At 73.5% G+C, this 23795-nt stretch carries 9 protein-coding genes; 5 read left to right on the plus strand and 4 right to left on the minus strand.

The window, feature by feature from the left end; genetic code table 11:
• Positions 1–13: 13 nt before the first annotated feature.
• The 3 genes from ACH4U7_RS41595 to ACH4U7_RS41605 all read right to left on the minus strand — a co-directional run bounded on the left by ACH4U7_RS41595 (position 14) and on the right by ACH4U7_RS41605 (position 8517).
• Positions 14–6427, minus strand: coding sequence for an amino acid adenylation domain-containing protein (locus ACH4U7_RS41595; protein ID WP_398532984.1), 6414 nt, complete (start codon positions 6425–6427; stop codon positions 14–16).
• A 279-nt stretch (positions 6428–6706) separates the two neighbouring features.
• Entirely contained in the window at positions 6707–7666 is a 960-nt protein-coding gene (locus tag ACH4U7_RS41600; protein WP_398532985.1) for a TauD/TfdA family dioxygenase, read from the minus strand.
• Positions 7667–7731: 65 nt separating this feature from the next.
• Entirely contained in the window at positions 7732–8517 is a 786-nt protein-coding gene (locus ACH4U7_RS41605; RefSeq protein WP_398532986.1) for a thioesterase II family protein, read from the minus strand.
• Between the two features lie 218 nt (positions 8518–8735).
• Between ACH4U7_RS41605 and ACH4U7_RS41610 the strand changes: the two genes are divergently transcribed.
• Positions 8736–9752: a ferritin-like domain-containing protein gene (locus ACH4U7_RS41610; protein WP_398532987.1), complete on the plus strand. Its 1017-nt coding sequence runs from the start codon at positions 8736–8738 to the stop codon at positions 9750–9752.
• Positions 9753–9907: 155 nt separating this feature from the next.
• On the opposite strand, the gene ACH4U7_RS41615 is transcribed toward ACH4U7_RS41610, so the two are convergent.
• Complete coding sequence (locus tag ACH4U7_RS41615) at positions 9908–11557, minus strand: AMP-binding protein (protein ID WP_398532988.1); 1650 nt, start codon at positions 11555–11557, stop codon at positions 9908–9910.
• 297 nt (positions 11558–11854) lie between these two features.
• Here ACH4U7_RS41615 and ACH4U7_RS41620 point away from each other — a divergent pair, with 297 nt between their 5' ends.
• The 4 genes from ACH4U7_RS41620 to ACH4U7_RS41635 all read left to right on the plus strand — a co-directional run bounded on the left by ACH4U7_RS41620 (position 11855) and on the right by ACH4U7_RS41635 (position 23758).
• A complete protein-coding gene (locus ACH4U7_RS41620; RefSeq protein WP_398532989.1) occupies positions 11855–15154 on the plus strand; it encodes an amino acid adenylation domain-containing protein in 3300 nt (1099 codons plus the stop codon).
• A complete protein-coding gene (locus ACH4U7_RS41625; protein ID WP_398532990.1) occupies positions 15151–21681 on the plus strand; it encodes an amino acid adenylation domain-containing protein in 6531 nt (2176 codons plus the stop codon). Before ACH4U7_RS41620 ends, ACH4U7_RS41625 begins: the two co-directional genes overlap by 4 nt.
• 174 nt (positions 21682–21855) lie before the next feature.
• A complete protein-coding gene (gene gntD / locus ACH4U7_RS41630) occupies positions 21856–22935 on the plus strand; it encodes a guanitoxin biosynthesis L-enduracididine beta-hydroxylase GntD (protein WP_398532991.1) in 1080 nt (359 codons plus the stop codon).
• Positions 22922–23758, plus strand: coding sequence for an SDR family NAD(P)-dependent oxidoreductase (locus ACH4U7_RS41635; RefSeq protein ID WP_398532992.1), 837 nt, complete (start codon positions 22922–22924; stop codon positions 23756–23758). The genes gntD and ACH4U7_RS41635 overlap by 14 nt, the downstream gene beginning before the upstream one ends.
• Positions 23759–23795 lie beyond the last annotated feature (37 nt).

Below are 23795 nucleotides of genomic sequence, written 5' to 3' on the forward strand. Positions count from 1 at the left end.
CCGTAAGACGTGGTCAGAGTGCGTCGCCGAGGGACCGCGCGGTGCGGCAGCGGAACACGGTCGCGACATCGACGGTCCGACCCAGCTCCGCTTCGATCCGGCCCGCCAGGCGCAGCGCGGTCAGCGAGTCGCAGCCGAGGGCGAACACATCGTCGTCCGCCCCGACGGACCTGCGTCCCAGCACCTCGGCGATCAGCTCGCACAGCCGCCGCACCGCGGGTTCGACGGCCGGTGTGGTGACATCAGTGACATCAGTGACATCGGTGAGTAGGTGTCCGGTCGGGGCCGTCAGGGCCGCCGGCAGGTCGGTCAGGAGTTCCCGCAGCCGCGCCACCACCTGTCGGCCGTCCTCGGCGTCGAACAGGTCGGGGCGGTAGCTGACCTCGAGGAGCAGCCGCCGGCCGGGCGCGACCATCAGCTTGAGGGGGTAGTGGTAGGCGTCGTGCCCGGCCACATCCGTCAGCCGCAGACCGTCCTCCGGGCTGGGCAGGGCCTCGGCGGTCGGGAAGTTCTCGAAGACGACGCAGGTGTCGAACAGGGTGCCGAGGCCCGCCGCCCGCTGGATGTCCGCCAGGGCGAGGTGGTGGTACGGGAGGAGTTCGGCGTGCTCGTCCTGCAGCCGTGCCAGCAGCTCGGCCACCGGCTCGGCCGCGTCCAGGCGCACCCTTACCGGCACGGTGTTGACGAACAGCCCCACCATCTCCTCGACCTTCGGGAGCTCGGCCACTCTCCCCGACACCGTGGCTCCGAAGACGATGTCCCGGTGTCCGGTCCGCCGGTGCAGACACAGCGCCCACGCGGCGCGCAGCAGCGTGTTGAGCGTGACACCGGCTCGGCGCGACGCGTCGAGCAGCGCGGCGGTGTCCGGTTCGGACAACTCGACGGCGATGCGCTCCGGCAGGACGCGGATCCGCGCGGTGTCCTGGTCCGGGCAGACCAGGGTGGGGTCTGCCAGGCCCGCCAACGCACCGCTCCAGGCGGCGTGCGCCTCCTCGCGGTCCTGCGCGGCCAGCCACCGCAGATAGTCGGGGTAGTGTCCGGGGGTCGGCAGACCGGTGTCCTCGCCATGGTCGAAGAGCGCGAGCAGATCGCGCAGCAGCAGCGAGGTGGTCCAGCCGTCCACCAGCAGATGGTGCATGCTCAAGGCCAGCGTCTGCCGGTCCTCGGCGAGCGTGATCAGGGTGCAGCGGGCCAACGGGGGCCGGGCCACATCGAAGCGTTGCCGCCGGTCGGCTTCCAGCAGCGCCTCCAGTCGCGCGTCCCGCTCCCGCGCGTCGAGGCCGGTCAGGTCGTGGGTGTACCAGGGCATCCGGACCTGTTCCGGGATGGCCTGCACCGGTTCCCCCGACCGCCGCTGGAGAAAGGCCGCGCGCAGCATCGGGTGGCGGCGCAGCAGCGCGTCACACGCGCCCCGGAACCGCTCGGCGTCGAGCCTGCCCCCCACCTCCAAGATGATCTGCACGTTGTAGACGTCCAGGTCCCCACTGTCGTACCGGGCGTGGAAGAGCAGCCCCTCCTGCGTCGGGGTGAGCGGCAGCAACTCGGCGACCGGCATGCCGATCCGGGCGCCGAGCCGGGACAGCTCCGCCTCGTCCCCGGCGTCCACCGGGAGCACGGGCCCGGCGTCCATAGGGAGTGCGGGCGCGGGCTTGGGGGCCTCCGCGCTCGTTCCGTACGCCACCAGGGCGCGCAGCGCGGCGAACCAGAGGCGGGCCAGCTCACCGACGTCGCCCTCGGTCAGCAGACGAGGGGCCCACAGCCAGTGGGCGGCCAGCCGTGGCCCCGCCGGGCCGTCCTCGACCGCCGCGTTCACCTCGACGACATGCGCCATCGGCATCCGCGGATCGGCTCCGCTCGGCAACGCGTCCGACTCGGGCGCCACACTCCAGTCCCCGTCGGCGGAACCGTCCTGTCGGCCCAGGTAGTTGAACCCGAGCTGCGGGGCCGGGTAGGCAGCCAGCTCTTCGGCCGTTTCCCGGTTCAGATGGCGCAGCAGGCCGAAGCCGATGCCCCGCCGGGGGATCTCCCGGACCTGGTCCGTGACCCGGCGTACGGCCTCGCCGAGGCGTGCGGACACCGGATCGCCGTCCGGGTCCCAGTCGCCGAACCCGGCGTCGAGCCGCACCGGATAGAGGGAGGTGAGCCAGCCGACGGTGCCCGACAGATCGATGTCCTCGCCGATGGGTTCACGGCCGTGCCCCTCCACATCCACCAGAACCCCGGTGCGGGCGTCGGCACCGGGGCGCCGCCAGGCGGCGACGGCGAGCGCCAGGCCGGTGAGCAGCACCTCCATGGTGTCGCTGAACAGGGCGGCGGGCACGGTGGTGAGCAGCGGTGCGGTCAGGTCCTCGGGGAGGGTGAGGGTGAGTTCCCCGGCCGTGGCGTGGATGTCCCGGGACGGCGAGAGCCGGGCGTCGGCGAGCACGATCCCGCCCGTGCGCAGGATCCTGCGCCACAGGGGGAGTTCGTCCAGCACGGTGTCTGCCTTCGCCGCGGCGTACAGCCGGTGACTCCACTCCCGCAGCGGCACGGGCACCGGGTCCGCCACCGAGGCGGCATCGGCCGCCGTACGGCTCCGCCAGGCGGTGTACAGATCGGTCAGCAGGATGTGCCACGAGACCGCGTCGACGGCCAGGTGATGGACGGTGACGAGCAGCCGCCCCGGTCGGCTCGCGCCGCCGTCGAACCAGGTGGCCCGCAGCATCACGCCGTCGCGCGGGGCGAGGGCGTCGGCGTCCTCACCGGCGCAGTCCGAGATCCGGCGGCGGAGGTCGCCCGCGGCCAGCCCGGAGACATCGACTCGCCGGACCGCCGCGCGCAGCCCGCGTGCGTCCACCGGGGCCGGCGCGAGGGAGCCGTCGTCGCGCAGGCGGGCGCGCAGCGCCTGGTGCCGCTCTGCCACGGCTCGTACGGCGGTGGCCAGCCGGTCCGTGCCGAGCCCGGGCGCCACGCGCAGCAGCGTCGACTGGTGGAAGGCGTCGATCGCGCCGCCGTGTTCCAGCAGCCACCGAGTGATCGGCGTGGCGGGGACGGTGGCGGACACCTCGTCGGGGGAGGGGGAGCCGGCGGCCGGGGCCGGGGCCGGCCGCGCCTCCTGCCGCAGGAACGAGGCCAGGGCGTCGGCCGTGCGATGGGTGAAGACCTGCTTGGGGGTGAACCGCAGCCCCGCCTCGCGCGCCCGCGCCACCAGTTGGATCACGGTGATGGAATCGCCGCCGAGGGAGAAGAAGTCATCCGAGGCCCTGACCTTGTCCGCGCCGAGGACCTGCGCGAAGAGCCCGGTGAGCGTGGCCACGGCGTCTTGCTCAGCCCCTGCCCTCGCCTCAGCCTCCGGATCCGGTCGGGTCCCCCCGGTCTGCCCGGTCTGCCCGGTCTGCCCGGTCTGCCCGGTCTGCCCGGTCTCCCCGGCCTCCTGTCGTGGCGGTGTTGTCGGCTCCGCCGGGTCCGGCTCGGGCAGCGCCGCGCGGTCGACCTTGCCGTTGGGGCTCAGCGGCAGCGCGGGCAGGGTGACGAAGGCCGAGGGGAGCATGTACGCGGGCAGCTTGGCCGCGATCCGTTCGGCCAGTGTGGCCAGTTCGGTGTCGCGTCCGGGCGCCGCCACGACGTACGCCACCAGGCGCGGCGCACCGGGGCGGTCCTCCCGCACAGCCGCGGCCACGTGGGCGACGGCGGGGTCGCTGCCGACCACGGCCTCGATCTCGCCCAGTTCGATCCGGTAGCCACGGACCTTGACCTGGTCGTCGGCCCGGCCGCCGTAGACCACGGTGCCGTCGGGCCGCCACCAGGCGATGTCTCCGGTCCGGTACATCCGGCCGCCGGGCGCGCCGAAGGGGTCGGCGACGAAGCGGCCCGCGGTGAGCCCCGGCCGCCCGACATAGCCGCGGGCCAGCACCTCGCCACCGATGTACAGCTCGCCGGGGACACCCGCCGGGACCGGGCGCAGCCACGGGTCCAGGACATAGATCCGGGCGCCGGGGACGGGACGGCCGATCGGCACCGCACCGTGCGGCAGCGGGTCCCCGGGCTCCAGGCGGTGTTCCACACAGCCCACGGTCGCCTCGGTGGGGCCGTACTCGTTCACGACCGTCACCTGTGGGTGGCGGGCCCGCCACGCGGCCAGCGCCTCCCCCGTCAACTGCTCGCCGCCGATGATGAGTTCGCTGCTCGGCGAGTACCACGCGTCGGAGGCGACCAGCACCGGCAGATGGCTGGGCGTGGCCTTGACGAACGCGGGCCCGTCGCCCTCGGCCCCGGGCGGGGCGTCGAAGTCGTCCAGATCGACCACGCGCACCAGGCCGCCCGAGGTCAGCGGGCCGAAGATACCGGTGACGGTGAGGTCGAAGGACGGCGGCGAGTGCACCAGCGCCTGTGTGGCCAGGCCCGGGTAGGCGGCGCGGGCGAAGGCCAGGTAGTTGTCGACCGTACGGTGTTCCACCGCCACCCCCTTGGGGCGGCCGGTCGACCCCGAGGTGTAGATGACGTACGCGCAGTCGGCGGGGCGGATCGGCGCACCGCGTTCGGCGTCGTCCACCCCGTGTCCCGGCAGCTCCGCCAGCTCAGCGCGCACGGCGGGGTCGCCGAGCGGGACCGCCCGGACAGGGCCTGGCGCCGGATGGCCGGTGTCCGCGCAGACGACGGCGGACGGGGCGGCGTCGGCGAGCATGAACGACACGCGCTCCGGCGGATACCCGGGGTCGACCGGTAGATATCCGGCCCCCGCCTTCAGGGCCCCCAGCAGCGCCACGATCAGATCGACACCGCGCGGCAGCGCCACGGCGACGAGGTCTCCCGGCCGTACCCCGCGCCGCAGCAGGAGCCGGGCCAGCCGGTTGGCGGCCTCGTCGAGCTGGCGGTAGCTGAGGGTGTTCACCGGGTCGGCCACGGCCGGGGCGTCGGGGGTGCGGCTCGCCTGGGCCTCGAAGCGCTGGGGGAGCGTCGCCCGATCGTCTCCGTACGCCTCGGGCGACGGCGCCTCCGAGCGGTGGGCCCACGCGCCCAGCACCTGCTCGCGCTCCCGGTCGGTCAGGAGGGGGAGGTGTGCGACGGGGGTGGCGGGGGAGTGGACGAAGGCGTCCAGCAGCAGCCGCAGCCGGGTACGGATCAGCTCCAGGCGGGCGTCGTCGAACAGACACCGGCGGTAGCTGATGTGCAGGCTCAGCCGGGGGCCGGGGATGGCGACCACGCTCAGCGGGTAGTGGGTGGCGCCGGTGATCTCCTGCTGACCACCGGCCTGAGCGTCCGTCCCGTCCGGGGCGTCGGCGGAGTCTTCGGTGAGTGGGGCGATTCGCAGGCCCGGCACGGTGTCCCGTACGGACGCCCAGTCGAAGGGCGCGTCGCCGAAGCCGGTCGAGGTGTCGTACAGCGTGTCAAGGCCGGACAGCCGCCGTACCTCGGTCAGCCCGAGGTGCTGATGCGGAGCCAGCGCGAACTGCTCGTCCTGGACCCGGGCGAACAGGTCGGCCATCGGCTCCGCCGGGTCGATCCGTACCCGGACCGGTAGCGCGTTCATCAGCAGGCCCACCACCGAGTCGGCGCCGGGCAGCTGCGGCGGGCGGCCGTGCACGGTCTGGCCGAACACCACGTCGTCCCGCCCGGTCAGCAGGGACAGCAGCAGTGACCAGACGCCCTGCACCACCGTGTTGAGGGTCAGCCCATGTTTCCGAGCGGTGGCTGTCAGCGCCTCGGTGGCGTCCTCGGGAAGCGTGACGAGGGTCAGGCCGGGCATCTCCCCGTCGCCCGCCACGGGCGCGCCGGCGGCGACGAGCGTCGGCTCGGACAGCCCCTGGAGGGCCGACCGCCACGCCTCCTCGGCAGCCGGGCGGTCCTGCCGGGAGAGCCACCGCAGGAAGTCGGAGAACGGCGTGACCGGCCGAAGCCCCGCCTCGCCAGCGCCGTCGTCCCCCTCCGCCGCCTGTGTTTTCCGGTGGTAGAAGGTGAACAGATCCTCCAGCACCAGCGGCAGTGACCAGCCGTCGAGCAGGATGTGATGGTACGTGAGAACGAACACGTACTGGCTCTCGGCCAGCCGGACGAGCGCGAACCGCATCAGCGGCGGGGCCGTCATGTCGAAGCGGCGCGACCGCTCCTCCTCGAGGAAGGCCAGCAGCTTCTTCCGGCGTACGGACTCGGGGTCCGCGGAGAGGTCGAGCTCGGTCCACGGTGTCCGCACGGTCCGCCGGATCAGCTGCACCGCCTGCCCGTTCCCCCGCTGGCGGAAACCGGCGCGCAGCACGGCGTGGCGGGCGAGGGTGGCGGCGCAGGCCGCGCGCAGCGCCTTCGCCGAGACGTCTCCGAGCAGTTCGAGGGGGGCCTGGATGGTGTAGACGTCCGCAGCCTCGGAGTCGTACAGAGCGTGGAAGAGCATGCCCTCCTGCAGCGGAGTGAGGGGCAGCACGGACTCGATCGGCGACTGGGACGCTTCGTTCACTGTCAGGTTCCCCGGAAGTCAGGCGTGTCAAGATGTGTCATGGGAAGGTGTGGCGGGAAGCTGAGCTGATGGTTTTCGGCCATGCGCGACGATGATGTCGCGCGGCCGATCCGCGGGCCAGGCAGCCGACCGGCAGCTTCCCTGCCCGCCGACGGCCCGGCGGGCGGGCGGCGTTGCCGGTGCGCAACTCAGCCACACGGCTCAGCGGCGCAACTCAGCCACACGGCTCAGCCACACAGCTCAGCGGCGCAGCTCAGCCACACAGCTCAGCGGCGCAGCTCAGCGGCGCAGGACAGGCTGTGCCAGATCGGCCCTGCTGATCAGGTCGGACATGGACACCAGCACCCGGCGCTCCCCGGTGAACGCCTCCCGGCCGTGCGACCAGCGCATGTTGTCGATCACCAGCAGGTCGTGGCGGTGCCAGTCGAAGCGCTGCGCACGGCGCTCGAAGGCCGTACGGACCGCGGCGACCGTCTCGTCCGGGATCGGGGTCCCGTCGCCGAACAACACGTCGTTGGGCAGCCCGCCCTCGCCGAACAGCGCCACCAGGTCCCCCCGCAACCCCTGCGGCAGCGAGGACTGGTGGAACAGCACCAGGTGGTTGAACCACACCTGGCGCCCGGTGCGGGGGTGCGCCACGGTCGCGGGCGCCCGGCGCACCGTACGCAGCCGGTCGTCCTCCAGCCACTCCCACTCCAGGCCGCCCGCCGCGCAGAACCGGGCCACCTCGGCGCGGCTGTCGGTCTGGAACGCCTCGCGCCAGTCGAGGCCGACCCCGCTGCCGTAGTTGCGCACATAGCGCAGCCCTCGCGCCTCGACGGCCCGCACCACCTCGTCCGGGATGTCCTCCAGCACCCGCGCCACATCCGTGATCGGGGTGGCGCCGCCGGTGGCCGCCGGGGTGGCGCAGAAGAAGGCCAGCCGGCCCGGCCAGGCACCGGCGTACGACGACTCGCAGTGCTGCGGGATCACCTCGCGCGCCGGGTACTCGGTGGAGGTGAAGACACCGCCGCCCACCTCGCTGCGCGGCGTGGAGCGCTCGGTGTACTCCAGTGGCTTGAACCCGAGCCCGTCCAGGGCCTGTTGGAAATCCTCGACGCCCTCGGCGCCGGCCCCGCGGATCAGCACGGCCCCGGCCCCGGCGACGGCTTCGTCGATCGCCGTGACCTGCCGGTGCACAAACGGCCCCAGCCGCTCGCCGTCCGCCTCCAACACGGTGATGCCGGTCAGCTCGTCCACGCGTCACAACTCCCTGGGGAAGGGGCACGGTGTCGGTGCCCCGGTATCGGTGAGAACACCACCGGTCAGCCGAGCACCGCCGTGACGGCGTCGAGTACGGCCGGAGCACCGGTGAAGAGGTAGTCGTGCCCGCCGGGCAGCAGTTGGAGGGTGAACCCGGCCGAGGCACACGACCGCCACCGCTCCAGTTCGGCCCTGCCCACCAGCGGGTCCTGGGCGCCGCCGAAAACATGCAGCGGGCAGCCCACCGGCACCGGCCCGGGGCTGCGGTACGCCTCGGTGAGCGCGAGGTCGCGCCGTACCGTGCGCAGCGCGTACCGCAGATACGACGGATACTCCCGGAGGTCGGGCGGGAAGCCGCCGAACCCCTCCAGCCAGGCGAGGAGTTGTCGGTCGTCCCGGTCCGAGATCCGCTTCGGCACCGGGGTGTGCGGCGCCCGGGACGCGGAGACCAGCAGCGCGCGGGGCGCGGACAGGCCACGCCGGCCGACGCGGGCGGCGATCTCGTAGCCCAGGAGCGCGCCGAAGCTGTGGCCGAAGAGCGCGTACGGCAGGTCGAACTCGCCCGCGATGCCGTCGAGCACCGCGTCGGCCAGTTCCTCCAGGGTGTCCGGTACGGGCTCCCCGGCCCGCACACCACGGCCGGGGAGCTCCACCGTCGCCAACTCGATGCCGTGGGGCGGCGTGAGCCGCCAGGGGGCGAACGATCCGGCGCTGCCACCTGCCTGGGGCAGACAGAACAGCCGCAGCCGGGGGCTGGGCGCGGTCACCCGGCCGACGATCCACGGAGTGTCCACGCCACGCGGTGTGCTGGCGGAGTGGGAGGGTGGCACGGCGGCATGGGTTCGCATCCCGCTCCTTTCGTCGCCCGGCACTCCTCGGGGCGGTGGCCCTCGCGGCTCGGGGTCGCTTGGGCCATCGTGGCCCGGTGGCGGCGCCCGGACCAGGCACGGGGACCGGCAACCGGTCTGCCGCGAAGTTGCCCCCGGGCCTGCCTGGCCGGTGGTGGTCGGGCCCGGTGAGGATCGTGGCGACCGTCCGCCCTTGTGCCCGAGGGGATCGCACTGCCATGACCGCTCCTCCTGACGAGGCAGCCGACTCGCCCTTCTTCGTCCTGGACGCCGTGACGGCGGACCTGATGAAGGTCGAATCCCTCACCCAGTCGTGCCTGAACTGGGACTACGGCAAGCGCGACAGCCGAGTGTGGCGCCTGTACGAGAAGAACAAGGCCGGGCAGTGGAACGCCGCCACCGATATCGACTGGGACCACGACGTCCGGTTCGGGGCCGAGCTGACGGAGGAGAACGGGGCGCGGCTCGCCGGCTTCGTGGTCGGCGAGGGCAGCCCGGTGCCACGCGAACTGCTCACCCAGTTCCGCTGGGAGTACCAGGCCTGGATGTGCAGCCAGTTCCTGCACGGCGAGCAGGGCGCGCTGGTGACCACGGCCCGGCTGGTGGAGACCGTGCCCGACATGGACGCCAAGACCTACGCCGCCTCCCAGGTCGCCGACGAGGCGCGGCATGTCGAGGCATTCGCGCGCTACATGGACGAGAAGCTGGGCACCGTCTACCCGGTCAACCCCGGGCTCGGGACACTGCTCCACGATGTGCTCTCGGAGTCCCGGTGGGACATCGTCTACCTCGGTATGCAGGTCGTCATGGAGGGCCTGGCGATCACCGGGCTGCGGCTCGCCAGCAGTGGCTTCGGCGATCCGCTGATCCGGCAGATCACCAAGATGGTGGCGAGTGACGAGGCCCGCCACATCGCGTTCGGCGTCACCTCCCTCACCGGCATGTACGAGCAGGCCACCTCGGCCGAAATGCGCGAGCGCGAGGACTTCCTGCTGGAGTCCATCCGGCTGATGTCCCGCCGTTTCATGCTCCGCGAGGTGTGGGAGCGGATGGAGCTCGATGTGGCCAAGGGGCTGCACTTCGCCCGCACCAACCCGATGATGGCCACCTACCGGCAGCTGCTGTTCCAGCAGGTGATCCATGTGCTGCGGCAGCTGGGCCTGTTGTCGGAGCGGGTGAAGGGGCTGCTGCTCGCGGAGAACCTGGTACGCCCGGAGGCGATGACGAGCCGCTGACCGCTGACCGGGCCCCGGCTACTGCCTGCGGCCCCCGCCCCCGGCCGCTGATCACGGCCCCGACCCCGGCCACTGCCCGGCGCGCACCGCGCGCCGGGCACCCGTATGTCCGCGCCGGGAGCGCCGGGAGCGCCGGGAGCGCCGGGAGCGCCGGGTCAGTCCGCGGCGAGCGGCCGGGTGGCCGCCTCGTACGTGCCGGAGCACACCGCCTGCCAGATGACGCGGCGCCGGGGCTTTCCGCTGGAGGTGACCGCGATCCCGCCCTGGGGCACCTCGACGGACAGCAACTGGGCGTCGCCGAGCCATTCGGACAACACCTCATGGGCGATCCGCCGCCACTCCGGCCGCACCCCCGCGAACACGACCACCCCGGTGGGCGTGGCATCGCGGACCCCGAGGAGGACGGCGACGCGGCGCTCGGGGACACCGCGCTGATGCAGCAGGGTCTCCAGGCTCTCCGCGAACACCATCTTCCCGCTGACCTTGAGCCCGTCGCCCAGCCGGCCGATCACGAACAGCTGCCCGTCGCGCAGAAACCCCGCGTCTCCGGTGCGCAACCCCTCCTCGCCGAGGCTGGTCCCGGAGGCGGAGCCGGTGTCGCCGAGGTACCCGCTCGCGATCGACACCCCGTTGACCACGATCTCGCCGACCCGCCCGTCGGGGAGCTGTACCCCGTCCTCGGACACGATCGTCACCGTACGGCCCGGCAGCGGCCGGCCGCAGCCGACCACCGCCGTCCCGGCCAGGGACGAGTCGTCGCCACTGCCCTCGTCAGGCTGCCCCGTCGTCCAGCCCTCGCCAGGGGGCAGACCGGTCACCGCGAGGGTGGCCTCCGCGCTTCCGTACGCGGGGACCAGCGCGCCGCGGTCGAGGCCGTACGGGCCCAGCAGCGCGTGGAAGTCGCGCAGCACCCGCGGGTCGACCCGCTCCGCGCCGATGATCACGGCCCGGAGCGCATCGAAGCGCAGACCCTCCAGATCGGCGGGCCTGACGCGGCGCAGGATGTACGACAGGCCGAAGTTGGGCATGGCCGTCATGACGATGCGCCGCTCGCTGAGGCAGCGCAGATAGCGCAGCGGTGAGCGGATGAAGTCGTCCGGCTGGAGCATCCACCCGTCGAAACCGGTGACGACGACGTTCAGCAGAAAGCCGACCAGGCCCATGTCGTGGTGGACCGGCAGCCAGCTGGCCGCGGGGCGGTGCGGGGCGCAGCCCAGCCAGGTGCCCATCCCGCCGATGTTGGTGCGCAGCGCCTCCGCTGAGATCCGTACCCCGCGCGAGAAGCCGCTCGACCCCGAGGTGAACTGGAGCAGCGCGGTCTCGGGAGGTGGCAGTGGCCGCTCCAGCGGCTCGGTGTCCGCGATGAGTTGGTCGAACGCCACCGGTTCGTCGATGCCCAGGTCGGCGGCGATCTTGCGCAGGCGCTCCAGCGACTCGTCGTCGCAGACGACGGCCGCGGGGCGCACGGTCCGCAGCAGATGGGCGGCGTGCACCTCGTACTCGTCGGCCCGCTGGTAGGCGAACGGCGGGGCGATGGCGCACGGTGTCGCGCCGGCGGCCAGGGCGCCGAAGAACCCGGCGACGAAGCCCGGGCTCGAGCGCTGCACCAGCGCCACCACCTCGCCCCGCCCGACCCCGCCCGCCCGCAGCGCGGCGGCGGTGGTCAGCACCAGCCGGCCCAGGTCGCGGTAGGACCAGAAGTCCCAGCCGTCGTCGTGGTTCGCGTAGTACAGGCCACGCTCGGTGGACGCCTCGTCCAGCCAGTCGAGCAGGCCCCGGTCCGGGTTTCCCAACGTCCCCGTCACGTCCCCGTCCTTTCAGGAGTGCACGGGCCACGCCGGTACGTCCTTCGGGGCGCGACCGCATGCCCGGCTGCCGCACAGCATCGCCAGGAGGCAACGCCGCCACCAGGCAACCGGCCGGTAACTCGGCCGGGCCCGGGCGGCATTTCGACCAGCAACCGCGATTGCCGGTCGATTGCCTGGAAAGCGGCCGCGCCACCGATGCAGCATCGACCGAGATTGCGAGCCCTTGGTGAGTCCGGCAGTCCGGCAGTCCGGCGGAGCGGTCCGTCGAGCGCAGGAGAGAGCGGTTACGACCCGATGACTTCACGCGACACCGAGCTGCTTCCGCTCACGGCCGCCCAGCGGGGCGTGTTCCACGCCCAGCGCCTCCAGCCCGACAACCCGGCCTACAACACGGTGGCCGCCATGGAGCTTCGGGGGCCGGTGGACGGGGAGCTGCTGCGGCGGGCGATCCGCCGGGCGGAGGGGGAGAGCGGCAGCTGGGACGTCGAGCTGGTGGAACGGCCGGACGGGCTGTACCAGCGGCCGGTCGGACCCGGCTGCTCGACGTGGCGGGAGATCGACCTCAGTGGCGAGCCGGATCCGCTCGCCACGGCCCACGCGCTGATCGACTCCGACCGCGCCACCCCGCGCGACCTGTTCCAGGACGCACTGTCGGGCCACGTCCTCATGCGGATCGGCGCCGACCACCACGTCTGGTATCAGCGCAGCCACCACATCCTGTCCGACGCCTTCGGCTCCGTACTGCACTCGCGCCGGATCGCGGCCCACTACGAGGCCCTGGCCGACGGGGCGGAGCCGGCGGGCGAGCCGCTGGGCCGTCTGGAGGAGCTGCTGGCGGAGGAGGCGGACTATCGCGCGTCGGACGACTACGCCACGGACCAGGAGTACTGGAACGGGGTCTTCGCCGAGCGGCCCGAGGCCGTGTCGCTCGCGCCGGGGGTGCCGACCGGCGCCGCGGGGCGCGCGCTGTCGGTGACGACGGCGCTGTCGGCGGCCGAACTGCGGGCGCTGGGGGCCGCGGGGCGGGACGCCCGCGCCCCGTGGACGGTGGCGATGCTGGCGGCGGTCGCCGCCTATCTGCAGGGCATGACCGGGGCCCGGGACCTCACCGTCGGCGTCCCGGTCACCGCGCGCGCCGGCGCCCGGTCGCGCAACGTGCCCGGCATGCTGTCGAACACCCTCCCGCTGCGGCTCACCGTGAGCCCGGCGGCGGGCCGGACCCCGCTGGTCCGGCAGGTCGCGCGGCGGCTCGGCGAACTCCTCACCCACCAGCGCTACCCGTACGACGAACTCCGCCGCGACCTGCGGCTCCTGGGCACCGACGAGCAACTTTTCGGCGTGCTGGTGAACATCGTGCCGGCGGGCTCCGAGACCGCGTTCACCGGGCTCGAGGCCCGCCTCACCGCGCTGTCCGGCGGCCCGGTCACCGACCTCAACATCACCTGCCACCCCGGGCCCGACGGGCAGGGCGCGCGCGTCGAGTTCGAGGCCAACCCCGACCGGTACACCGCAGCCGAACTGGTCGCGCACCAGGCCCGGTTCACCGAATTCCTCGCCCGGTTCCTCGCCGCCCCGCCGGACCTCCCGCTCGCCCGCGTGGACGTCCTGACAGCCGCCGAGCGCGCCCAGGCGCTGGCCGTCGGCCGGCCGCCGGGGCCGGCGCGGGACATCGCGCCACGGACCTTCCCGGAGCTGTTCGAGGAGCAGGTCCGCCGGACACCGGACGCCCCCGCGGTGCTCACCCCCGAGGGCGCCCTCGACTACGCCGAGCTGAACTCCCGCGCCAACCGCCTCGCCAGGGCCCTGGTCGCACGCGGCGCCGGCCCCGAGCGCCTGGTGGCCGTCGCCCTGCCACGCGGTGTCGCCGCGCTGACGGCCGTGATCGCGGTGATGAAGGCGGGCGCCGCGTACCTCCCGGTCGACCTCGGCTATCCGCGGGCGCGGATCACCGCCATGCTCGACGACACCGAACCGCTGCTCCTGCTGACCACTCAGGCGGCCGACGACATCACAACAGCCTCCAACGTGCCGCGGCTGTATCTGGACGAGGCCCCCAGCGGCCAGTTGGCAGGACCACCGAACACCGACGCCGACACCGACACCGACCTCGACACCGACCTCGACACCGACCTCGACACCGACCTCGACACCAACACCGACGCCGACACCAAGACCGACCTCGACGACCGGGACCGCCGGGCTCCGCTGCGGCCGGGCCACCCGGCGTATGTCATCTACACCTCCGGTTCGACCGGCCGCCCCAAGGGTGTCCTCGTCACCCATACGGGCCTGGCCGCCCTGCTGCGCCACCAACAAAACCAACTCCAACTGACCCCGGACACCCGGGTGCTGCAGTTCGCGTCGCCGAGCTTCGACGCCTCGGTGTGGGAGCTGTGCGTGGCGCTGCTCACCGGAGCCGCCGCGGTGGTCGCCCCGCCCGAACGGCTGGTGCCCGGGCCGCCGCTGGCCGACCTCGTGGCCGAGCTGGGGGTCGACTGTCTGCTGCTGGCTCCCTCGGCGCTCTCCGCCATGCCACCGGACAGCCTGCCCCGGGGCATCAATCTGGTCGTCGGCGCCGAGGCATGCTCGCCGGAGCTGGTCGCCCGCTGGTCCCCGGGGCGGCACATGGTCAACGCGTACGGCCCCACCGAGGCGACCGTCATCGCCACCCAGACCGGGGCGTTGTCCGGCCGTACCGTCCCGCCCATGGGGCACTCGGTCCCCGGCGGCCGGATCCGGCTGCTCGACTCCGCGCTGCGGCCGGTGCCGCCCGGTGTCGCGGGCGAGGTGTATCTGAGCGGCGACGGGCTCGCCCGCGGCTACCTCGGCCGCCCCAAGGTCACCGCCGAGCGGTTCGTCGCCGACCCGTTCGGCCCGCCCGGCGCACGGATGTACCGGACCGGCGATCTGGCCCGGTGGACGGCGGACGGCGATCTTGCTTACCTCGGCCGCGCCGACAGCCAGGTCAAACTGCGCGGCCACCGCATCGAGCCGGGCGAGGTCGAGGCCGTCCTCGCACAGGCACCCGGGGTCCTCGCGGCCGTCGCGGTCGTCCGCGAGGACCGGCCGGGGATCCGGCACCTGGTCGCGTACGCCGTCGCCGCCGCGGACACCGACCCCGGCGAGTTGCGCGAGTTCGTGGCGCGGCGGTTGCCGGCGTATATGGTCCCGGCGGTCGTGGTGGTGGTCGACGCCCTGCCGCTCACGCCGAACGGCAAGCTGGACCACGCGGCGCTGCCCGCCCCGCGGTTCCAGGCCACGAGCGCGTACCGCGCCCCGACGAGCGAGCGGGAGCGGGCGCTGCACGAGGTGTTCGCCGATGTGCTCGGCGGGGAGCGGATCGGCGTGGACGACAGCTTCTTCGACCTGGGCGGCGACTCGGTCGTCGCCATGCAACTGGCGGCCCGCGCCCATGCGGCGGGGCTCGCCGTCACCAGCAACGACGTCTTCCGCCACAAGACCATCGCCCGGCTCGCCGAAGTGGCCCAGGACACCGTCCCCGAACCCGGGACACCGCGGGACGCCGGGAGCCTGCTGCACCTCGACGCGGAAGAACTCGACGAGCTCGAAGCCCAGTGGGAGACAACACGGTGAAACAGACATCCCTGGAAACGGTGCTGCCGCTCTCGCCGTTGCAGCAGGGCATCCTCTTCCACGCCCTCTTCGACGAGGGGGAGACCCCTCACTCCGGCGAGGGGGACGCCGAGCGAGGGCCCGCCGGGCCGGTCGACTTCTATACCGTGCAGACCCCCCTGGAGCTGGCCGGGCCGCTCGACACCGACGCGCTGCGCCGCTCCTGCCTCGCCCTGCCGACCCGCCACGCCAGCCTGCGCGCGGGGTTTCTGCGGCGCCGCTCGGGCGAGGCCGTCCAGGCCATCGCCCGCGCGGTCGAGCCACCGTGGGAGGAGGTCGACCTCTCCCGTCACGGCGCCGAGGAGCGCCGGGCGCGGCTCGCCCGGCTGCTGGCCGAGGACCGCGCCCGGCGCTTCGAGATGACGAAGCCACCGCTGCTGCGCTTCACTCTGGTGCGGCTGGCATCCGACCGCCATGTCCTCGTGCTCACCAACCACCACATCCTGCTGGACGGCTGGTCGCTGCCCCTGGTCCTCGCCGACCTGTTCCGTATCTACCGGGACGGCGGCACCGCCGAACGGCTGGAGGCCGCCCCGTCGTTCGGCGAATACCTCGGCTGGCTCTCCGAACAGGACCACGCCGAGGCCGAGCGCGCCTGGCAGATCGCGCTGTCCGGGCTCGACGGCGCGACGCTGGTGGGCGGCGGAGCGGGCACCGGCACCTCCGACCGCGGCCAGCAGCGCGTCGTCGCGGAACTGGCCGAGGCCGAGACGGCACGGCTCACCGACGCGGCCCGCTCGCGCGATCTCACCACCAACACCATGGTCCAGGGCGCGTGGGCGCTGCTGCTGACGGCGCTCACCGGGCGGCGGGACGTCGTCTACGGCAACACCGTCGCGGGACGCCCGCCCCAGCTCCCGGGCAGCGAGCGCATGGTGGGCCTGATGATGAACACGGTGCCCGCCCGGGTACGCGTCGACCCGGCCGAGCCCGTGGCGGACCTGCTGGCCCGTATCCAGCGCGAGCAGGCGGCCCTGACCAGGCATGAGTACCTGGGGCTCGCCGATATCCAGCGCGCCGTCGGTGCCACCGAACTCTTCGACACCACCGTCGCCTTCGAGAACGTCCCCGTCGACGAAGCCGTCCAGGGGTCCTCGGTGGCGGGACTCACCGTCACCCTGCTGCGGGACGCCGTCGAGGACGCCTTCGAGGGCACCCACTATCCGCTGAGCCTGGCCGTCCACCCCGGCGCCCGGCTCCGCTTCGAACTCAACTACCGCGAGGACGCCTTCAGCGGCGAGGCGGCGGCCGAGGTGCTGCGACGCCTGTGCGCCCTGATCCGGGACATCGCCGACCGGCCCGAGGCCCCGGCCGGGCGGCTGCCGCGGTGCTCCGACGCCGAGCGGCGGCGGATCCTGGGCACCTCGAGCGGCCGGACGGTGGCGTACCCGGACCAGACCCTGCCCGAGCTGTTCGAGGCGCAGGCCCGGACGACCCCGCACGCGATCGCCGTCACCGACGCCACGTCCAGCCTCACCTTCGAGAGGCTGGACGCCGACGCCACCCGGCTCGCCCGGCTGCTCGTGGCCCACGGCGCGGGCCCGGACCGCCTGGTGGGCGTCGCGCTGCCCCGTACCGCGGCCGCGGTGACGGCGATCTGGGCGGTGTGGAAGTCGGGGGCCGGATATCTGCCGCTCGACACCGAACACCCCCCGGAGCGGATCGCGGCGATCTGCGCCGAGGCCGGACCGGCCCTCGTGCTGGCCACCGCCGAGACCGCGCACGCCCTACCTCAAGGGGTGGCGACGCTGCGGGTCGACGAGGCCACGCCGCCCGAAGCCACGGACCTGGACACCGCTGGGAGCTTCGATGTGCCGCTGCCCGGCCACCTGGCGTATGTGATCTACACCTCCGGCTCCACCGGACGGCCCAAGGGGGTCGCCGTCGAGCACCGCAACCTGGCCAATATGTTCCACAGCCACCGGGCGAACTTCTTCGACCCGGAGCGGGCACGGGCGGGCGGCCGGCCCCTGCGGGCGGCGCTCACCAACTCCCTCGGCTTCGACGCCTCCTTCAGCCAGCTGCTGTGGATGGTCGCCGGACATGAACTGCACATCGTCGACGACACCGTGCGCAAGGACGCCCTGGCGCTGGTCGACCGTGCCGTGGCGGCCGAGGTCGACGTCCTCGACACCACGCCGTCCGTCGCCCGCCAGATGCTGGCCGCGGGCATGTTCCAGGCGTCGGGGGAGCGGCACCGGGTGAGTGTTCTGGCGCTCGGTGGCGAGGAGGTCGCGGACGACCTGTGGGCCGAACTGCACGCGGTGCGGGGTCTGTCGGTCTACAACCTCTACGGCCCCGCCGAGTGCACCGTCGACGCGATGCTCTGGCACGGCGAGGGCCGGCCCGCCATCGGCCACCCCGCCGACAACGCCCGGGTGTATGTGCTCGACCCGTTCCTGCGGCCGGTGCCGGACGGGGTGGTCGGCGAGCTGTACATCGCCGGTGCCGGGGTCTCCCGGGGCTACCTGGGGCGCCCGGGCCCGACGGCGGAGCGTTTCGTGGCCGATGTGTTCGGCCCGGCGGGCGCCCGGATGTATCGCACCGGTGACCTGGGGCGCCGCGGTCCGGACGGGGCCGTGGAGTACTGCGGGCGAGCGGACTCCCAGGTCAAGATACGCGGTCACCGCGTCGAACTGGGCGAGATCGAAGCCGCGCTGGCGGCGGAGCCCTCGGTGGCGCGGGCGGTGGCGGCGGTGTCCACAGACCCGTCCGGTGTACGGCGTGTCGTGGGCTACGTATGCCCCTCGCCCGGCGCCCGGCCCGACCCTGCCGCGCTGCGCGACGCGGTGGCGCGCCGGCTGCCGACGTATATGGTCCCGGCGGTCGTGATGGTGGTCGACGCCGTGCCGCTCACGCCGAACGGCAAAGTGGACCGGGCGGCGCTGCCCGCGCCGAGCTTCCAGGCCACGGGCGCGTACCGGGCCCCCTCCACCGCGCGGGAGCGGGCGCTGCACGAGGTGTTCGCCGATGTGCTCGGCCGCCCCCGGATCGGTGTGGACGACAGCTTCTTCGACCTCGGCGGCGACTCCATCATCGCCATGCAGCTGGCGGCCCGCGCCCACCGGGCCCAACTGGTCATCACCACCAAGGACATCTTCCTCCACCCGACCATCGCCCGGCTCGCCGAAGTGGCCAAGGACACCGGCGCACGGGACGAACCGCGAGGTCAGGACCGTGCGCCAGCAGGCCCGCTGGTCACGCTCTCCGACGCCGAGCGGGCGGAACTCGCCCAGGACGGGCGGCGGATCGCCGAGGTGCTGCCGCTGACGCCCCTCCAGCAGGGCATGCACTTCCACGCGGTGCTCGCCGCCGACGGCGTCGACGTGTACACGGCCCAGGCCCCCGTACGGCTGACCGGCCCGCTCTCGTCCGACGCCCTGCGCGAGGCCGTCGGGGCAGCTGTCGCCCGCCACAGCGCGCTGCGGGTCTCCTTCACCCTGCTGAGTTCCGGCCGTCTGGTCCAGGTGGTGCACGAGGAGATGAGCGTGCCCTGGCGGGAGGCCGACCTCTCGGGGCTCGCCGAGGACGAGCGCCGCCACCGCCTCGCCGAGCTGATCGACGAGGACCGGCTGCGCCGTTTCGACCTCGCCGAGCCGCCACTGCTGCGAGCCACCCTGGTCCGGCTCGCGGCCGACGACCACCTGCTGCTGGTGTCGTACCACCACGGGCTGCTGGACGGCTGGTCGCTGCCGCTGTTCTTCCGCGACCTGTTCGCCCTCTACGCCACAGGAGGCGGCGCCGGGGACGGCGGCGCCGGGGACCCGCCACCCGTGCAGTTCGCCGACTTCCTGCGCTGGCTCGCCGCCCAGGACGCGGAGCGGGCGGCACGGGCCTGGGCCGAAGAACTGGCCGGCCTGGACGAGCCGACCCTCGTCGCCCCCGACGCCGAGGCCGCCTCCGCCACCGTGCCCCATCTGGTGACCGAACTCCTCGACCCCGAGCGGACCACCGCGCTGGCCACCGCGGCACGGCGCGCGGGCCTGACCCTCAACACCGTGGTCCAGGGCGCCTGGGCGGTGGCGCTCGGCCAGCTGCTGGGCCGCGACGACATCGTGTTCGGCGCGACCTGCGCCGGACGCCCGCCGGAGCTGCCGGGCTCCGAGGACATCGTCGGCCTGCTCATGAACACCGTGGCGGTCCGGGTGCGGCTCGACCCGGCACAGCCACTCGTCCAGCTCCTGGCCGACCTCCAGCGCCGACAGGCCGAGCTGGGCCCGTACCAGCACCTGGGCCTCGCCGAACTGCAGCGGACCCTGGGCCTCGGGGAACTCTTCGACACCGTCGTCGGATTCGAGAACACCCCGGTCGACGGCGAAGCCGTCCAGAAGCACATCCCCGGCCTGCGGATCTCCGTCGACGACCGGCCCGTGCCCGGCGCCACCCACTATCCGCTCAGCCTGGTCGTGGTGCCGGACGAGCGCCTGAGCCTCGAACTCAGCTACCGCGCCGACCTGTTCACCGCCGAGGCCTCCCAGGCCCTGCTGACCCGGGTGAGCAAGGTCCTTGACGGCTTCGTGGCCGACCCGACGGCGCCGCTCGGCCGTATCGACCTGCTCACGGCGGGGGAGCACAAGCGGTTCCGCGCCGCCGCCGCCGACGGCCCGTCGCACCCTGTCGCGCGGACGTTCCACGAGCTCTTCGAGGAGCGGGTCCGGGCCAAGCCTGAGGCCGTCGCGGTGTACGAAGGCTCGCGGGCCGTCAGCTACGCCGACCTCAACGCGCGGGCCAACCGGCTGGCCCGGGCGCTGGTGGCGCAGGGCATCGGCCCCGAGGACACCGTCGCGGTCGCCGTCCCCAAGTCGGCCCGGTCCATCCTCGCCGTCGTCGCCGTACTCAAGGCGGGCGCCGCCTATCTGCCGCTGGACCTCGGATACCCGCCGGAGCGGCTGCGCCAGGTCATCGCCGATGCTCGGCCCGCTCTCGTCCTGACCACCGCCGAGGCGGCCGGGCCGATGTTCGAGGCGGGCGACGGGCGGACCCTGTGCCTGGACGGCACGAACACGCAACTGCTCGATATCGACGATGGGTTGATCGGTGGGCTGTCGGGCGAGGACCTGACCGACGCCGACCGCGTGGCGCCGCTACGGCCCGAGAACACCGCGTATCTCATCTACACCTCCGGGTCGACCGGCCGTCCCAAGGGTGTGCTGGTGCCCCACCGCGGCCTCGCCGCCCTGGTCGCCCAGCAGCGCACCGGTCTGCAATTGCGCGCGGACGAGCGGGTGCTGCTGTTCGCCTCGCCGAGCTTCGACGCCTCGGTGTGGGAGCTGACGACCGCCCTGCTGACCGGGGCGAGCGCGGTCGTCGCGCCCGCCGGCGAACTGCTGCCGGGCCCGGCCCTGGCGGCCACCGTGGCCCGGCACGGCGTGACCACGCTGCTGCTTCCGCCGTCCTCGCTCGCCGTGCTGCCCGAGGACGGTCTGCCGCCCGGTGTCACCCTCGTCGTGGGCGGCGAGGCATGCCCGCCCGAACTGGTCGAACGCTGGTCGTCCGGGCGCCGCATGGTCAACGCCTACGGGCCCACCGAGGCGACCGTCATGGCCACGATGAGCCGCCCGCTGGCAGGCCGGACCAGACCGCCGCTCGGCCACCCGGTCGCGGGGGCGCGGGTCTATCTGCTGGACGGCGCGCTGCGGCCGGTGCCGGTGGGGGCGCCGGGTGAGCTGTATCTGGCGGGCGAGGGGCTGGCGCGCGGCTACTTGGGCCGGGCCCGGCTCACCGCGGAGCGGTTCGTGGCCGACCCGTACGGCCCGGCCGGCTCGCGGATGTACCGCACCGGCGATCTGGCGCGCCGTACGCCGCACGGCGCCCTGGAGTATCTGGGCCGGGCGGACCAGCAGGTCAAGGTGCGCGGCTTCCGGATCGAGCCCGGCGAGATCGAGACGGTGCTGGCCGACGACCCCGCGGTCGCCCAGGCGGTCGTGGTCGCCCGCGAGGACCCGGCCGGCCGGCGGCTGGTGGCGTACGTGTCCCCGGCCGCCGATGCCCGGCCGGACCCGGCGGCCCTGCGCGGCCGGGTCGCCGCCGCCCTGCCGGACCATATGGTGCCCGCGGCCGTCGTCGTCCTGGACCGGCTGCCGGTCACGCCGAGCGGCAAGCTCGACCGGGCGGCCCTGCCCGCGCCCGACTTCTCCGGCACCCCCGCCTCCCGGGCGCCCCGCACCGCCCTCGAGGAGCGGCTGTGCGCGCTGTTCGCGCAGGCCCTCAAGGTCGAGCGGGTCGGTATCGACGACAGTTTCTTCGACCTCGGCGGCGACTCGATCAGCTCGGTCAAGCTCGTCACCCTGGCCCATGCGGACGGTCTGGACATGGCGCCGCGCGATGTGTTCACCCACAAGACGGTGGCCGCGCTCGCCGACGCGGTGAAGGAACTCGCTCCGGACACCGGCATGGCCACCGACGCGGACGAACCGGAAGAGCCGCTGATCACCCTGGACCAGCACGAACTCGACGCCTTCGCCGAGGACTGGCAGGAGCCGGTCTGAACCCCCGGCGACGGCCGGACACTTCCATCGCACGACCACTGGGCCAATACGGCCGGGACCCTGCTCGGCCGGCCCCGTGGGGCACCACCACGCGGCCCGGCAGCGGTGCGCGGGCCGCACAGGACCGAACGACGGACGACCCGAGCGGTCACGACCCGGTGGAGGACCATCGACATGACAAGCACGTACCCCGCTGCCCGCGCCCTCCGCCCGGGAGCGGCCGATCCGGCCCCCGGTGCCCCCGACACCCCTCTCGAATACCACCTCGACACCCGCGAGGCCGCCGAACTGCGGGCCGTCGCGGCACGGTTCGCGGACACCCAACCTGCCCCCGACCAGCCGGAGTTCTACGACGGCGACCACGCGGCCGAGGAACTGCTGCCCGCCGGGCTGCGCGGCTTCCTCCTCTCCTACCGCCGCACCGAGAGCACCGCCGCGTGCGTGGTGCACGGCTTCCCGGTGGACGACGACCGGCTCGGCCCCACCCCCGGCCACTGGCGCGAGGCCATCGGCGGCCGGGCGGCCAGGGCGCAGGAGCTGTGGCTGGCGATGTGCGGTCTTGCGCTGGGCGATCCGTTCGGCTGGGTGACCCTCCAGGAGGGTCGCATCATCCAGAACATCCTGCCGATCCGCGGCGACGAGCGGCGCCAGAGCGGCTACGGCAGCGAGAGCCTGCTGGAGTTCCACACCGAGGACGGCTTCCACCCCAACCGCTGCGACTATCTGCTGCTGTTCGGCCTGCGCAACCGGGACCGGGTGCCGACCGTCGTGTCCTCCGTCCGCGACGTCCGGCTGAGCGATCACGACCGTACGGTGCTCGCCGAGGAACGCTTCCACATCCTGCCGGACACCGAACACATCCGGCAGCTGGAGGCGTCCGCGCCCCGCCACCCCGCGCTGCCCAGGCTGTACGCCATGACGGACCGGCCGGTGCCCACCGCGGTGCTCTTCGGCGACCGGCTCAATCCGTATCTGCGCATCGACCGCCCCTTCATGCGCGTGGGCCCCGGGGACACCGAGGCGGCGGCCGCGCTGGACCGGCTCATGGACGAACTGCGGCGCGTCCAGCGGGAGATCGCGGTGGGCCCCGGCTCGCTGCTGATCGTGGACAACTACCGCGCCGTACACGGCCGCCGCGCCTTCACCCCGCGGTACGACGGGACCGACCGCTGGCTCAAGAAGCTCACCGTCAGCCGCAATCTACGGCGCAACCTCAGCGGATACGCCCTGGAGCACCCCCGTGTCATCGTCTGAACCCGGCCCCGACACCACCCTGCCGACTCCCGAGGAAAGGCAGCCACACCCCATGCGCACCGTCATCGTGTCCGGCGCGTCCAGCGGAATCGGCCACGCCACCGCCGAGAGGTTCGCCCGCGGTGGCGACTACGTGGTCAACCTCGACCGCCGGCCGCCCGCCCCCGGCACGGTGGACGGCCCCCGCGAGGGCGGGGGCCAGGTCCGCTGGGTCGAGCTGGACGTCGCCGACTGGGCGGGCGTCCGAGCCGTGGTCGACCAGGTGCACGCCGAACGGGGCCGGATCGACGTCGTCATCGCCAACGCCGGCATCAGCGTCCGGCACGGCATCCTCGACCTCACCGAGGAGGAGGCGCGGCGCACCCTGGACGTCAATCTGATGGGTGTCCTCGCGCTGTGGCGCCACACCGTCCCGCATATGCTGCGCCGCGGCGAGGGCGTTCTGCTCGCCACCGCGTCCGTCAACGGCTCCCGTGGCTATCCGCTGTACGCGGACTACAACGCCAGCAAGGCGGGGGTGGCCTCGCTGTGCCAGACCTTCGCCATCGAGCTGGCCCCCCTCATCAGGACCGCCTGTGTGGCGCCCGGCGCCGTGCTCACGCCCATGCAGCGCGCCGAGTACACCGACGCCATGCTCGACGAGGTCAACGAGCGCATCCCGGCCCGCCGCCACGCCCTCCCCGAGGAGATCGCGGACATGTTCCACTTTCTGGCCTCCCCACAGGCGTCGTTCGTATCGGGCCAGCAGTTCGTGGTGGACGGGGCCGAGACCGCGGGGGCGACCACCGCGTTCTTCCCCGGCCCGACCAAGCCCCTGGGCTGAGCGCCCCCATACGCCGTACCGCAGCGTCCCGTGCCCC

The organism is Streptomyces sp. NPDC020845, assembly GCF_044334165.1.
In the GTDB taxonomy this organism is placed as follows: Bacteria; Actinomycetota; Actinomycetes; order Streptomycetales; family Streptomycetaceae; genus Streptomyces.

Coding starts and splice junctions, on each gene's coding strand:
- ACH4U7_RS41610 (WP_398532987.1), top strand. CDS start 8,736: ATGACCGCTCCTCCTGACGAGGCAGCCGACTCGCCCTTCTTCGTCCTG.
- ACH4U7_RS41605 (WP_398532986.1), bottom strand. CDS start 8,517: ATGCGAACCCATGCCGCCGTGCCACCCTCCCACTCCGCCAGCACACCG.
- gntD (WP_398532991.1), top strand. CDS start 21,856: ATGACAAGCACGTACCCCGCTGCCCGCGCCCTCCGCCCGGGAGCGGCC.
- ACH4U7_RS41620 (WP_398532989.1), top strand. CDS start 11,855: ATGACTTCACGCGACACCGAGCTGCTTCCGCTCACGGCCGCCCAGCGG.